Genomic DNA, 14,760 nt, shown 5'->3' on the forward strand with positions numbered 1-14,760 from the left:
CTTAGCTGTTTAACTATATAGCTTTTTAATTTATAATATATATGTAGTTTGTAGTATTTTTTAAGATATTGAATGATTTTAATATAAAATAATATATAGAGGTGAAATATGAGTTACGAGAGAAGAAAGACAAGAGAAGTTAGCGTTGGGAGTGTAAAAATAGGAGGAGAAAATCCTATAAGCATACAATCTATGACAAACACTGATACAAGAGATGCAGAGGCTACAATAGCTCAAATAAAAAGATTAGAAGAAGCTGGTTGTGATATAGTTAGAGTTGCTGTTCCTGATATGGAAGCAGCTAAAAATATAAGAAAGATAAAATCTAGTGTAAATATACCTGTTATTGCTGATATACATTTTGATTATAAATTAGCACTTGAAGCTATAGAACAAGGTGTAGATGGTGTTAGAATAAATCCTGGTAATATCGGGAACATAGAAAGAGTTAGAATGGTTGTTGAGAAATGCAAGGAAAAAAATTTAAAAATTAGAATTGGAGTTAATGGGGGCTCTCTAGAAAAAGAAATTTTAAAAAAATATGGCTCTGCAACTGCTGAAGCATTAGTTGAAAGTGCAATGGGGCATATTAAGATTCTTGAAGATTTAGGTTTTTATAATATAGTTATTTCTCTAAAATCATCTGATATTTATAAAACTGTTGATGCATATGAATTAATATCAAAGAAAGTTGATTACCCTCTTCATGTTGGAATTACTGAATCTGGAAGTATTCATAAGGGAACAATAAAGTCTTCTATAGGTGTGGGAGCACTTCTTCTTAAAGGAATTGGAGATACTGTCAGAATATCTTTGACAGGTGACCCTGTTGAAGAGGTTGTTGTTGGTAAACAGATTTTAAGAAGTTTGGGTCTTTTAAATGATAAGATTAAAGTTATATCATGTCCTACATGTGGTAGATGTAATATAGATTTAATTAGTGTTGTAAATGAAGTTGAAGATAAGATTGGTAGTATGGAAAAAGATATTACTGTTGCAATTATGGGTTGTGCTGTAAACGGACCTGGTGAGGCTAGAGAAGCTGATATAGGTATTGCTGGTGGTAAGGGTGAAGGTCTTTTATTTAAAAAAGGCGAAATTGTAAGAATGATTAATGGTGACAAATTGGTTGATGAGTTGCTGAAGGAAATTGATAAGTTATAGTATACAATCAATAGATATAAAATAGCTAGATATTCAAATACTTTTGGAATAAAGTTTATTCATGGTATTTAATTATCTAGCTATTTTTAATTAAATAAATTTGAAGCAATATAAGAAATCTATATTCTAATTCAATCATATAAGTGAGTACAAAAATCTATTTTATATATATTATAATAAAATTGTGTTTAGTAAAATGAAAATTACAACAGTAGTATTATAATATGATTACTATTTATGGTAGTACTTAGTTACTAAAGCTATTGATGTATTCTGTTAACATAGATATTAACGCATTTTATAAAATGTTTTAGTAAAAATTAATCTAAGAAAGGAGAAAAAACTATGGGATATAAAAAAATATCTAGCTTGCCCATTTTGGTTATTGCTTTATTGGTTACTGGCACGACAACAGCCTTTTCTCTTAATACAACCAATTCAGACAAAGCAAGTGTATACTTAGCAAACGCAAAAAATACTACAACACAAAAAGTTTTAGACACTTCAAACAGCAAAGGTATTGCCAATAACAAAAATCTTCCACTAGCCATAAACAATAGCAAAATACAATTTGATGATAGTCCATATCATTGGCCTAGCAATGTTATAAGTTTTAAGAACAACAGTAAAAAGGCAATCATGGATTATGAAATTGTGTGTCTTGCATATGATAAAAACGGAAAATCACTTGAACTATACTGGGATGCTCAAAATGTTGCGACAAATGGAGAGGTAGGAAGTGTTGGATTTAGTACAGATGGTGTAGATTATGGTATTGTGGCAGGAATATCTCCTGTATCTAAGAAAGCATATGCACATACTTATAGAAGAATACAACAATCACCACCAAAGGATATAATAAGTATGTTTGAAAAGCAACAAGGTAAAGCATGGGTAGAAAAATGGTTGAAAGAGTGGCAGCAAATGGAGAAAGAATATGCAAAGCAAAATGCAATAGCTCCAAATAAGACACAAAATAATGAAAATCTATTATTTGATAAATGGAACCAATCAACTGGAAAGCATGATGCAAAGTATATCATATCATGTGTAAAACAAGTAACATTTAGTGATGGCAGTGTATGGAAAAATTTAGAATATGAGAGTTGGACGAAATATTTTCAAGGAAAATCAGTTTCTACTAGTGTATTAGAAAATTACTATAAGTAATATTTAAAACTAATAAGATAAATTTAGGTATACACTTAGTTGGTTCTAAGAAAGTTAAATACTTATTTTTATAATGTAAATAGATATTTTTACAGAGGTATTTTAATTGTGAAAATAAATATTATAGACAGATATACATAAGATTATAGGTATATATCAGACTTTGGTATATGCTTTTTTTTAGATAAAAAGATAATGAATGATACTTAATTTAGAATATACTTAAGAATATATACTATAAATTTTCCTTGTATTATAAGTATACATATAGTAAATACTTAAGAATAGTTTATTTTTTTATAATGAATTTATAAAAAAATAAACTATTAAATAATAGAAAATTAGATAATAAATAACAATGTTTTATTAATTTTAGTATTCTTTATGAGTACCTTTAATTATATGGATATAATTCATAATAAGTTAGCAATAAATCAACCATTTTGCCATAACTTTGAGTTCCTTCAGAGATACCATTAGCTTTTAAATAAGAATTATTAAATCCATTGGAAATTTTATTAATTTTACCTTCATATCTTTGCCAAAATTCACTCTCATTTTTTAAATCCCTTCGAACCAGCTCTGAAATGCCAGCAGAAATATCAACATAAGCATTATAATCAACTTTACTTAAAGCAGAAGCTGTATAATTTAAGGCCAAAACATAGCCAGAATAATTAAAATCAATATCAGGGTGTTTTATGGAAGCAAGATAACCTATAAAGTTAGCTTCATCTTCACTAGCAAATCCTCTCTGATGTGCCATTTCATGACCAACTGTACAAGGAATATATAAGTCAGGGATTGCAATATTAACATTTGCCTCACCTGTAAATGGAAAATATATACCAGTTATTCCTGTATAGCACATAAGATGTGATGAAATAACATATTTTGGCTTAGAGTAACTACCACTAACACTAGGTAAAATATCTGAAATTTTATCATATCCTAATTGAGCTCTATTTATGACACCTTTATAATCTGTATTAGACCTTACAACTCCATTTTTATCTTGTAGTGTAAGTTTTCTAGTTTCATTTGCTTTAGTTACTAAAAATTTATATAACTCAGAAAGTTCTTTAGTACTATGTTGCTTTGATTGGGCAGAATTGTTGTTTTTTAAATTATATTGGTTGATAAGGGTGCTCTCAAGTGGAACTCTATTGTAGTTTATACCCCAAAGTACTACGAAAAGAAAATAAACTATTGATAAAATAGATAATATGTTTAAAATAGAATTCTTTAAAAATGTCTTTAAATTTCTATTCTTCTTGAAAATTGTAAATACGATAGAACATAAAAATAAAAAAATAGATATAACTATTATGTACATTGTAATTTCGTAGATAGAAAATGGAAATATTCCTGAAACTTTACTTAATAGTTGTACAATTTTTTTATCTATGGCTTGAGAGTAATATTTTTCAACAATATTTGGAATTTTACTTGCTATGAAATTTAAAAATAAAGCAATCGGAAAAAGGATTAAAGAAAAATATTTTACTTTTTTACTCATATTTCACCTCACAGACTTTAATTTATATAAATATATTATATATCAATTAAAGTTAGATTGTAACATAGGTATAGTTATTTATATTTATGGCTTTATACTAAATAAATGATAAGTTATAATATATTCATATGAATAAACAATTTATGTATAACTAATAATAATTAAAAATATTAATTGTATAAGGAGTAAAAAATATTATGATAATAAAGCTTACTAAAGATAATTTTAATTTTAGATTTAAACAATATGAAGGGATGTTTTTTCATGCTGAAGTAAACGAAGGAGAAGAATCAATTAAATACAAAATAACTAAAGATAAAGAAGGCACTGAACTAAAAGAGTTTGGAAGTACACATATAAAAGATAATATGATATATATACCTCAGATAGAAGCATACATAGATTTAAGCAGTATAAAATAAAAATTATAAAGTATTAATTTAAAATGAGGGATATAAGGGGGAATCCAGTATGAGTAAAGCATTAGATATAATAATAAGACCAGTAAGAAGGGAAGATGCACAATCGATTAATGAAATGAGAAGAGCATATAATGTTATGAGAAATACACTAGCATTAATGAGTGATAGACTGGATAAAACTATAGCTATGCTAGATTCTCTAGGTGAAAATGATTATATGCTTGTGGCTGAAATTGATAATGATGGAGAAAAAAATGTAATCGGTTTTGCTGGTTTACATGTGAATCCATCTCCAAGATTAAGACATAGTGCAGAACTAGGAATAACTGTTGATGAAAAGTATCATGGTATGGGAGTAGGTCAAAAGCTTATGGAACAACTTTTAGACATAGCAGACAATTGGATTAAGTTGATGAGAATAGGATTAGAGGTAATTGTAGACAATGAAAAGGGGCTAAATTTATACAAAAAACTGGGATTTGAAATAGAAGGAACTAAAAAATATGCTGTAATTAGAGATGGAAAATTTGAAGATGTTTATATGATGGGAAGATATAATAAAGATTTAATTTAACTCATTCCAATAAAAATAGAGAAGTGTAGTAGATTATCTATTAATAAAGAATTTTCATTAAAGATAATTTAATATTACTTCTCTATTATATTTTAAAAACGTTATTATCGAAAATTTATAAAAACATTCTATATACAAATAGAATTATTAGCAATATCAAAGCTACCTTAAAAGCTAGACTAGCAACGGTTTTTATAATTTTTACAGAAACGCCTATAGCAACTATAGCAAATACTACTTTAAAGATTAAATCTATATCCATATTTAAGCCTCCTATTCTATCATACATATAGATATTATTGACAAATATCTAGGAAAAAATTCCATCAATATACTATAATAAATTGTTTGTATTTGTAATTTATTGAATCTATTATTATATAATACATAAAAGAATAAATCAAGATAGTAAAAAAATACTTATAAAAGGTATTGATATAATTGAAAATAATGTCGTAAAAAATACACATTGTGAGGCTAATGTTACATTAGAGTCATATTGATTGGCAAATATAGCAGTATTTGCAGCAGCAGGCATAGAAGAAATTACTACTGGTATAGCTAAAATCATTTTATCATTAACCCACCCTTTTAGAATAAAGTATATAATCACAGGAAGTACTAATAATCTTACAATAGTAACTAGATATAATCTTTTATTTACAAAACAATCTATTGCTGAAGAATTAGCAAGCAAACTACCAATAATAATCATCGATATTGGTGTAGTCATGTTTCCTAACATCTTAAGTGGATCATTTATAAACTGAGGTAATCTAAGTCCTGTTATAAATAAAAATAAACCAATAACTACTGCTATTGTAGCAGGGCTTATAAGTGATTTCATTGAAAATCCTTTAGTGGTGCTCCCTTTAGATAATAAGTAAATTCCCAAAGTAAAAGAAAACAAGTTAAATGGTAGATTAAAAATAGCAGTGTAGAATATAGCCTCATGGCCTAGAACTGCTTCAATTACAGGATAACCCATGAAAGCTACATTTGAAAAAACGACTATATACTGATATATCCCCAGGTCTTTTGCATCTTCACATTTTAAAATGTATTTTAACAAAAAAGCAATTATAATAGAAACTATATACATAACTAAAGATATAAATAATAATAGTAGTATTTTTTGTATCATTTTATTATCAAAGTTAATCTGCATAGAACTAATTATCATAGATGGTAAAAAAATAGTCATTGTCAAATTTGAAAGTTTAGATGTACAGTGTTCATCTAATAAGTTGAATTTTCTGACAAAATATCCTACTAAAATAATTATAAATAAAACTGCAACTTGAATAAAAATATTGCTGAAATTCATAAAATGTCCCCCCCTATATATACATTATATACCAACTCAATAATAAAATCTAATGATTATAAAATTTAAAATTCAATATTACAATATAGTGACAAAAGGTAAAAATTCAATATTATAGCATTAATTATGGTTTATAATGTATAATAATGTTTGAGAGAATATATTTTATAAAATGGGTAGGTAGCGAATAATGAAAAACACAAAATTTTCTATAAGAAAAATAAAAAATATATCTAGTGACCCAAAAGTTATACATACTAAGGGAGCTCTTTTTGAAAAGATGGGAAAGACAGAAAGTGCAATAGAATTATATAAAAGTGCAGCATTAGATAATTATGTAAAATCTCAATATACTTTGGGAAATATATATGAAAATAAAAAGCAATTTAAAGAAGCAGAAAAATGGTATTCAATGGCATATAAGAATGGAAGTGAAGATGCTGCATTTGATTTAGGCAATATGTATTATAGATTAGATGGATATGAGTATGCTATATACTGGTATGAGAAAATAGCTACTATAGGATACTTACAAGCACAAAATAATTTAGGTGTATGCCATTTTAAAATGAAAGATTTTATAAGATGCGAAAAGTGGTTAAAAGAAGCAGCAGATAATAATCTCGGGAAAGCTTGTTTTAATCTAGGAGTATTGTATACATTTTTAGAAAAAGATGATGAGGCATATGAATATTATAAAAAAGGTTCTGTACTTTTAGATGATGATGCGAAATATAATCTAGCAATATTAAATGGAAAGAAGAAGGACAATAAGTCTACAGTAAGTCTATATAAGCAATTATATAAGTCAGGTCATATGAAGGGTTGTTTTAACTTAGGTATGATTATGGAAATCAATGATAATTTGGAAGAAGCAGAGAGATATTATAAAAAGAGTGCAGATAGAGAAGATGTAAAATCTGAGTATAGACTTGCATATGTATATGATAGAAAAGAAGAATTAGGAGACGCAATTTATTATTATGAAAAAGCAATAGAAAAAAATCACACACTTTCTAAATATAGACTTGCAAATTTATATAATAGAGAAAATGAGATAGAAAAAGCAAAGACTTATTATAAAATGGCAGCAGAAGATGATATAACAGAAGCTAAAAACAATTTAGCAGGTATATATTTTGAAGAAAAAGATTATGAAAATGCTATAAAGTACTATGAAGATGCTATAGCTGTTGGATGTAAAAGTTCTCTTGAGAATCTTGGAGACTTATATTATCAAAATCAAGATATAGAAAAAGCAGTTTCGTATTATTCTAGAATTCCAAATAATGTATCTTGTCAAATAAAATTAGGGAATATATATGAAGATTTAAATAACATAGAAGAAGCTATAAGTTGGTATAAAAAAGCATCTGAAAATGGAGATACCAAATCTAGCTATAGATTGGGATGTATATATGAGAGTTTAGGAAATACTAAAAATGCTAGAAAGTACTTTGAGATGGCAAGTAGTAAAAATCATATGAATGCACGTATACATTTAGGTAGAATTTATTTTAGAGAAGGAAAACTAGAAGAATCTAAAATGATGCTTGACGCACCTGCTAATGAAAATAATGTATATGCTCAACACATGGTAGGACTTATTTATGATATGTTTTACAAAGATTATGTTAATTCTAAATACTGGTATGAGAAGGCTAGAGCACAAGGTTGTGTCGAATCAATATATAATTTAGGGCAAATTTATTTAAAATTAAATGATGATGCAGAAGCTGAAAAATATTATAAAGAAGGTATTAAATTTGGGAGTAAGAAGTGTGAATATATGCTTGCAGGACTTTACTACAAAAAAAGTTTAGATATGTATATTTCTCTAGCAGATGAAGAATATGATAACTGTGGAGAAATAATAGAAGATTTCCCTAAACTAAATATAAACTTTGATGAAGTATTAATTCCACCATTTAAATTACAAGAAGAAATAGTTGATGAAGAAGAATATGTTCCAATTTATATATTGAACATAAAAGAAAGCTTAGATTCAATGCTAGAAGGTCTTGAAACTGAAATGAGTATAGATGAAGAATATGATAATTAAAAAACCTGATAAAAAGAGTGTTTTTAAAATAAATAAAAGCCATTGGAGTAAATGTAAATCAATTAACTCTAATGGCTTTCTCTTATTAATTTTTATAATAGCTTGTTTCTTGACATAAAAAATGTAATTATTATGCATATTATAGAAGTGATGAGCATAATTATCCAAAATCCATTTGGATTATCAGAAAATGGCATATTGATAACATTCATACCAAAGAATCCTGATATTATTGTAGGTATTGAGAAAATTAGTGTAACTACTGTTAAAAATTGCATAACATTATTTTGATTATTACTTATAATTGCACTGAAAGCATCCATAATTCTACTCAATATATCTCCATATATTTTAGCCATATCAAGAGCCTGTCTATTTTCGACTATAACATCTTCTAAGAGGTCTTCATCATCTGGATATTTCTTTATACCAGCAGTTCTAACCATCTTGTTTAAGACTAACTCATTGGATTTTAAAGAGGTAGAGAAGTATACTAAAGACTTTTCTAATTCCAATAGTTGTACTAGTTCTTTGTTTTTCATAGATTTGTAAATTTCTCGCTCTATTATGATTGTCATTTTATTTATTTTTCTTAAGTAATGCAAGTAATAAGCTGCATTTTTGTGAAGAATTTGAAGCAAGAAGCGAGTTTTTTTAAATGTAAAAAAATCTTTAATATGACCAACTATAAAGTCATTTAAAATCTTAGTCTGTGCATTACAAACTGTTATAATAGCTTCTTGAGTTATTATAATACCTAAAGGTATTGTAGTATAATGAGAAGAATTAGAGTCACTTTCGTCTACTGGTATATCTATAAGTATAAGAGTATGATTGTCTTCAACATCTATTCTTGAGCGCTCTTCTTCATCTAGTGCAGATTCTATACTTTCTACATCTATATTTAATAAATTAGAAATTTCGTTGATTTCACTATGATTAGGTTCAACAAGATTTATCCAACAGCCATCTTCAAAAAAACTAAGTTTCTCTAATTTTGAATCTATAGTTTTGTAATATCTTATCATGGCAACACATCCTTTATTCAGTTTTATATAAATCTCATCATTTAATAGTATCTATTAATTAACTAATTTATATAACTGAATATCGTATTAGTTTTAAATTTAGATATTATTAAGTGATGAAATTGTAAAAAATTCTCTCCGCAACGGACTAGTATCCATTGCTCATCACTCTCCTTATTTATTATTTTATACATGCCTATATACAAAAGAAGTATTTTAAGCACTCTTTAATATAATACCTTTTCCAGGTATATAAATCAAGTTTTGATTTAGTTAAATGATATTTTTGACATAATTTACATGTAAAACGTAATAGTCATATTTAGCCTAGATAAAGTATATATATATTCTGAGTGAAAATATTAAATATATTAGAAAATGAATAGGTATCTATATCCTTACTCCTTTATAATATATTTTAATAAAAGATACTTTATTTTCCAAAGTAAATTCTAGTAATAATTTATGATGAAAATAAAAGTATTATCAATATAAGAGAATGAGAGGTTATTAGAGATATGAGTGAATTTAAAGAGATTATGTCAGAGGAAATTAAAAGCAATCCATTTAAGTTGATAGGTAAAGACTGGACATTGATAACAGCTGAAAAAGAAGGTAAAGTAAATACAATGACTGCTAGTTGGGGTGGACTTGGAGTTATGTGGGGGAAAAATGTTGCTTTTGTAGTAATAAGACCACAACGTTATACTAAAGAATTTATAGATAGTACAGATACATTTTCTCTTACTTTTTTTGACGAAGATTTTCGTAAAGAACTTTCTTATTGTGGTAAAGTGTCTGGTAGAGAAGAGGATAAAATATCTAAAACAGGATTTAATGTAGAACATTTAAATGATACACCTTATTTTAAAGAGGCAAAGTTGGCTATTATATGTAAAAAAATGCACTGCCAAAAAATTGACCCACAATGTTTTATTGATGAAGAGATAGATGGAAGATGGTATCCAAAAAAAGATTATCATACTCTATATGTAGCTGAAATAACAAATGTACTTGTAAAAGAAGATTAAATAATATGTAATGATAGGATTATATCAGTAATTAGTATTATAGAAAGCAAAGAAAATTTAATTATGATATGTAAGTGATTGAGTTTTTATAGATGAGATTTTCTACAGTTGATGGAAAATAAATTGAGTAAGAGCAAGTGAAATTTTTAAATACAATATTAATAATGGTGTAAATTATATTTATATAGCATCTAATAAAGATGAGAATATAAAGAAGCTAAGGATATAAATATGTTAATATAGATTGATTAGTAACATATTTAAAAATCCTTAGCTTGATAAAATTTTAATTTGTAAGTTTTCAAATTATAATTCAGAAATTAATTCATTGATAACATCTTCAACAGAGCTTAACTTATCAATTTTATACGCATTATTTCCACAGAATAAAAGTGAATTTTCCACATCTCCTTTAACAGCATTAATTAATGCTTGAGAAATACAGTATGGTGTTTCTTTTGGATTGCAAGGAATCAAACAGTTGTAACATTTTTTTATCTCTGGACGATTTGTTTTAACTTCTTCTATAAATTTATTTCTTATAGCACGTCCAGGAAGACCTACAGGGCTTTTAACTATGTGTACATCTTCTTCTGTAGCATTTATATATGCCATTTTAAAGTTTTCATGTGCATCACATTCATAAGTAGCAACAAATCTTGTACCAACTTGTACACCACTTGCTCCCATATCGATATATTTTTTTACATCACTACTAGAAGTTATACCACCAGCAGCAACAACTGGAATGTTCTTACCAAATTTTTCTCCATAATTATTTGCAACTTTTAATATCTCAACAAATTCCTTATCATAGTCTATAGAATCTATGTTATCAAGCTCCTCATTAGAGTATCCAAGATGACCACCAGCTTTTGGACCTTCAACAACTATTAAGTCAGCAGTAGTTTTCTCTTTTCTATCCCACATTTTTAAGATTACACTAGCAGCTTTTGCAGTAGAAACTATAGGTGCTATTTTTACATTACTTCCTTTTACTAAAGATGGTAGTTTATTAGGAAGTCCAGCCCCAGATATTATAAGGTCTACACCAGCTTTAACAGCTTCTTTTACATATGTTTCATATTCTTTCATAGCCACCATGAAATTAATGCCAATAATGCCACCATTTGAAATTTCTTTTGCTCTGGAAATATGTTTTTTTATAGCTCTTAAATTTGCATTTATAGTGTTAGTCTCAAAATCTTCCTCATCATAACCAATTTGAACTCCAGAAACTACACCAACACCACCAAGCTTAGCAACAGCACCAGCAAGTGATGATCTAGATATACCAACGCCCATTCCACCTTGAATTATAGGAACTTTTGCAACTAAATCTCCAATTATTAACTCTTTTATGATAATCCCTCCTCAATGTAAACATGTTTAAAGAACTAGATTATAATACTTAATATTATTACCTAGTCCTAATTATTATACTACAAATTATAATAAAAGAGTAGTTATATTTTATATGTGAGACAATAATTATAGAATATTTAAAACTGCTCCTTTAGAATCACAACACAACTCTTTTATTTCCCAATTAGAGTTTAAGTTTGATAGATAATCTCTCATATTATGCACGAAATTATCATCATTTTCTTTTATTAAAGCCATTATAGTAGGTCCAGCTCCACTTAAGAATACGCCAATACTATTTAATTGTTCAGATTTTTTAACAATATCACTGTAGTTTTCAATTAAAGTACCCCTATAATCTTGATGCAATTTATCTTGACAAGCTACTTTAAGAAGGTCAAAGTTTTTGTTTAACAGTGCAGACACGAGTAAAGCGACTCTACTAACATTAAACACTCCATCAGAATATGGTATTTCTTTTGGTAAAACACCTCTAGCTTTTTCAGTTGACAGTTTGAAATTAGGTATCATTGCACAAAATTTGAGTTCATTAGGGATTTCTATAATATCGTAGTGTATATTGTCATTATCAGTAACAGAAACAACCATATTACCTAAAATAGCAGGAGCAACATTATCTGGATGTCCCTCTATTTCTGAAGCTATATTTAACAACTGGCATTTATCTAAATTAGCATTTGATAGAGCATTTGCAGCTATAACGCCAGCAACTATACAAGAGGCACTACTACCAAGACCTCTACATATAGGGACATCACTTTGGATTTTTATTTTGATACCAGCAGGTATTTTAGCTGGCTTAAGTCTATCAAAGAAGTATTTCATAGATGTATAAACCAAATTATTTTCATTTTTGTAGGCATCTTCGCAACCTTCTATTTCAAGACCGCTTTCAATTTCTTCAACATAAAATTTATTATATATATTTAAAGCAATTCCAAGACAATCAAATCCTGGACCTATATTTGCACTTGTTGCAGGAACTATAATTTCTAACATAATAATCACCTATACCTTTAAGAATTTTGCTATAGCTATTTTTAATTCATCCTTTTCATAAATATCTTTATGTAGTATTTCTGCATTTTGAAGATTTCTAATAGGTTTTGGTATATCTACCTTAGCAATACTTGATAATCTATCTATTATGGCGAAATCATCAAGATTTCCAAAATTGGAGTCTATAGATTTTAAAACATCTTCAGAAAACTTAAATGGGCTTGCAGTACTTACAACAACAGTTTTTGTGTCATCAGAAGTTTCTTTTTTGTATTTTTCATAACAATTATATGCAACAGCAGTATGAGTATCGATTAAATAATTGTAATTCTTAAAGACATTATTTATCGTGTTTTTAACTTCTTCCTCATTAGAATATTCACCATAGAATGAAGTCAGATTCTTTTTCATATCTTCATTTATTTTATAAACTCCATCGTCATTAAGGTCAGATAGAAGTCTGCTTACAGTTTCAGTATTTCTATTTGATATTTCAAATAATAATCTTTCTAAATTACTTGAAATTAATATATCCATAGAAGGTGAAGAAGTCAATTTCAATGCTCTATTCTTATCATATATACCAGTTTTAAAGAAATCATAAAGCACATTGTTGTCATTTGATGCACATATCAATTTATTTATTGGAAGCCCCATTTGTTTAGCATAATATCCAGCTAAAATATTACCAAAGTTACCAGTTGGGACTACAAAATTTATTTTGTCATTTAACTTTATTTCATCACTATCTACCAATTTCATATATGAATAAAAATAGTATGCAACTTGAGGAAGAAGTCTTCCTATGTTAATTGAATTAGCAGAAGATAAGATATAATTACTATCTAATAGTTTTTCATTAAATTCCTTATCAGAGAAAATTCTCTTTACACCAGATTGTGCATCGTCAAAATTTCCTTTTATGCCAACTACATATGTATTTTTTCCAGTTTGAGTCTTCATCTGAAGTTTTTGCACTGCACTTACACCATCTTCTGGAAAGAATACAATTATTTTTATCTTGTCTATGTCTTTAAAACCTTCAAGTGCTGCTTTTCCTGTATCTCCAGATGTAGCAGTAAGAATTACAACATCTTTTTCTAAATTATCTTTTTTAATAGATGTTTTAAGAAGATGAGGCATTATAGTAAGTGCCATATCCTTAAATGCTAAAGTTGGACCATGATATAATTCCAAGAAATAAGCATCATTTACTTTATTTAATGGAGCTATACTAGTACAATCAAATTTTTCGTCATATGCATTTGTTATACAATCCTTAATCTCAGATTCAGTAAAATCGCATAAAAATTTGCTAAGTACAAAAAATGCTATTTGGGAATAAGTTAAATTTACTAAATCTATAAGTTCATTTTTTACATTTGGAAATTCACTTGGAATATAAAGACCACCATCGTTTGAAATTCCTTTTATTATTGCTTGTGATGCAGTTACTTTTTCTTTGGTGCCTCTTGTACTTGAATAATACATTTCTATAATCCTCCATATATTTTAAATTTTTAATTAGCTAATTAAACTAGATACAGAATATTTTAAAAACTGAATTTAGGTAATAAAAAAAGACCCTCATCCCTAAAAAAGGGACGAGAATCTGTTTCCCGCGGTTCCACCCAAATTGATTTTAAAAAATCCACTTGATACTTTAACGTAAGTAGTAAAACGTCTATTCTTACTAAAATCATAAGATAACTTCAGATAGAAGCTCCTAGGTAGTTTTCAATCTTTCTAGTTAAAGAAACTTTTCAGCTAATAGTTTCCTTCTCTGGTAACCGATTCAGATTTACTCTTCCTAATCAAAGCCTTTCAATATTCTTAATATTATTAATTATTCTAGAATATAAAACAGACAAAGTCAAGTATTAATATAAAAATTTGGAAAAATTATTTTTTAAAATGTAAAAAAATTGTAATCAAATTGACTTTTAATGGGATATTTTTTTAACCTTTTTAAATCTATAAAAACTTGGATTTTCATAGAAATGAAGGGGATTTTAATAAAAACTAATTAGAAGATAAGAGTTACATATCTGTAATATTACAATTTCATACTACACTAT

Annotated in this window: 13 protein-coding genes and 1 other annotated feature; of the genes, 6 read left to right on the forward strand and 7 right to left on the reverse strand. The window is 27.3% G+C overall.

Annotation, left to right across the window (positions count from 1 at the left end; genetic code table 11):
• The first annotated feature begins 108 nt into the window (after window positions 1-108).
• A complete protein-coding gene (gene ispG / locus KGF48_RS14270) occupies window positions 109-1,164 on the forward strand; it encodes a flavodoxin-dependent (E)-4-hydroxy-3-methylbut-2-enyl-diphosphate synthase (RefSeq protein WP_227841322.1) in 1,056 nt (351 codons plus the stop codon).
• Between the two features lie 345 nt (window positions 1,165-1,509).
• Window positions 1,510-2,334: a DUF5780 domain-containing protein gene (locus KGF48_RS14275; RefSeq protein WP_227841323.1), complete on the forward strand. Its 825-nt coding sequence runs from the start codon at window positions 1,510-1,512 to the stop codon at window positions 2,332-2,334.
• Window positions 2,335-2,728: 394 nt separating this feature from the next.
• Here the strand turns inward: KGF48_RS14275 and KGF48_RS14280 are convergent, their stop codons facing one another.
• Window positions 2,729-3,853 (reverse strand): DUF3810 domain-containing protein, encoded by a 1,125-nt coding sequence (locus KGF48_RS14280; RefSeq protein ID WP_227841324.1) that lies wholly within the window; start codon window positions 3,851-3,853, stop codon window positions 2,729-2,731.
• A 197-nt stretch (window positions 3,854-4,050) separates the two neighbouring features.
• Between KGF48_RS14280 and KGF48_RS14285 the strand changes: the two genes are divergently transcribed.
• Window positions 4,051-4,275, forward strand: a complete 225-nt coding sequence (locus KGF48_RS14285) for a hypothetical protein (protein WP_227829433.1) — start codon at window positions 4,051-4,053, stop codon at window positions 4,273-4,275.
• A 49-nt stretch (window positions 4,276-4,324) separates the two neighbouring features.
• Complete coding sequence (locus tag KGF48_RS14290; RefSeq protein WP_227868172.1) at window positions 4,325-4,849, forward strand: GNAT family N-acetyltransferase; 525 nt, start codon at window positions 4,325-4,327, stop codon at window positions 4,847-4,849.
• Between the two features lie 115 nt (window positions 4,850-4,964).
• Here KGF48_RS14290 and KGF48_RS14295 read toward each other — a convergent pair whose 3' ends face one another.
• Both KGF48_RS14295 and KGF48_RS14300 read right to left on the reverse strand, forming a co-directional pair.
• The gene (locus KGF48_RS14295) at window positions 4,965-5,111 is read right to left on the reverse strand and encodes a hypothetical protein (protein WP_227829431.1); all 147 of its coding nucleotides are present in this window, start codon (window positions 5,109-5,111) and stop codon (window positions 4,965-4,967) included.
• Between the two features lie 138 nt (window positions 5,112-5,249).
• A complete protein-coding gene (locus KGF48_RS14300) occupies window positions 5,250-6,176 on the reverse strand; it encodes an AEC family transporter (RefSeq protein ID WP_227840082.1) in 927 nt (308 codons plus the stop codon).
• Window positions 6,177-6,366: 190 nt separating this feature from the next.
• Between KGF48_RS14300 and KGF48_RS14305 the strand changes: the two genes are divergently transcribed.
• The gene (locus KGF48_RS14305) at window positions 6,367-8,238 is read left to right on the forward strand and encodes a tetratricopeptide repeat protein (RefSeq protein ID WP_227829429.1); all 1,872 of its coding nucleotides are present in this window, start codon (window positions 6,367-6,369) and stop codon (window positions 8,236-8,238) included.
• A gap of 92 nt (window positions 8,239-8,330) precedes the next feature.
• Here KGF48_RS14305 and KGF48_RS14310 read toward each other — a convergent pair whose 3' ends face one another.
• On the reverse strand, window positions 8,331-9,266 hold the full coding sequence (locus tag KGF48_RS14310) for a magnesium transporter CorA family protein (RefSeq protein ID WP_227434774.1): 936 nt from the start codon (window positions 9,264-9,266) through the stop codon (window positions 8,331-8,333).
• 518 nt (window positions 9,267-9,784) lie between these two features.
• Here KGF48_RS14310 and KGF48_RS14315 point away from each other — a divergent pair.
• The gene (locus KGF48_RS14315) at window positions 9,785-10,297 is read left to right on the forward strand and encodes a flavin reductase family protein (protein WP_227829428.1); all 513 of its coding nucleotides are present in this window, start codon (window positions 9,785-9,787) and stop codon (window positions 10,295-10,297) included.
• A gap of 306 nt (window positions 10,298-10,603) precedes the next feature.
• Here KGF48_RS14315 and KGF48_RS14320 read toward each other — a convergent pair whose 3' ends face one another.
• The 3 genes from KGF48_RS14320 to thrC all read right to left on the reverse strand — a co-directional run bounded on the left by KGF48_RS14320 (window position 10,604) and on the right by thrC (window position 14,173).
• Entirely contained in the window at window positions 10,604-11,662 is a 1,059-nt protein-coding gene (locus tag KGF48_RS14320; protein WP_304521583.1) for a nitronate monooxygenase family protein, read from the reverse strand.
• A 126-nt stretch (window positions 11,663-11,788) separates the two neighbouring features.
• Window positions 11,789-12,682: a homoserine kinase gene (thrB, locus tag KGF48_RS14325; protein WP_227840081.1), complete on the reverse strand. Its 894-nt coding sequence runs from the start codon at window positions 12,680-12,682 to the stop codon at window positions 11,789-11,791.
• A 9-nt stretch (window positions 12,683-12,691) separates the two neighbouring features.
• Entirely contained in the window at window positions 12,692-14,173 is a 1,482-nt protein-coding gene (gene thrC / locus KGF48_RS14330; RefSeq protein ID WP_227840080.1) for a threonine synthase, read from the reverse strand.
• Window positions 14,174-14,279: 106 nt separating this feature from the next.
• Window positions 14,280-14,509, reverse strand: a binding site (T-box leader).
• Window positions 14,510-14,760: the final 251 nt, after the last annotated feature.

The sequence above is a fragment of the Clostridioides sp. ZZV15-6388 genome (assembly GCF_020657755.1).
Lineage (GTDB): Bacteria > Bacillota > Clostridia > Peptostreptococcales > Peptostreptococcaceae > Clostridioides.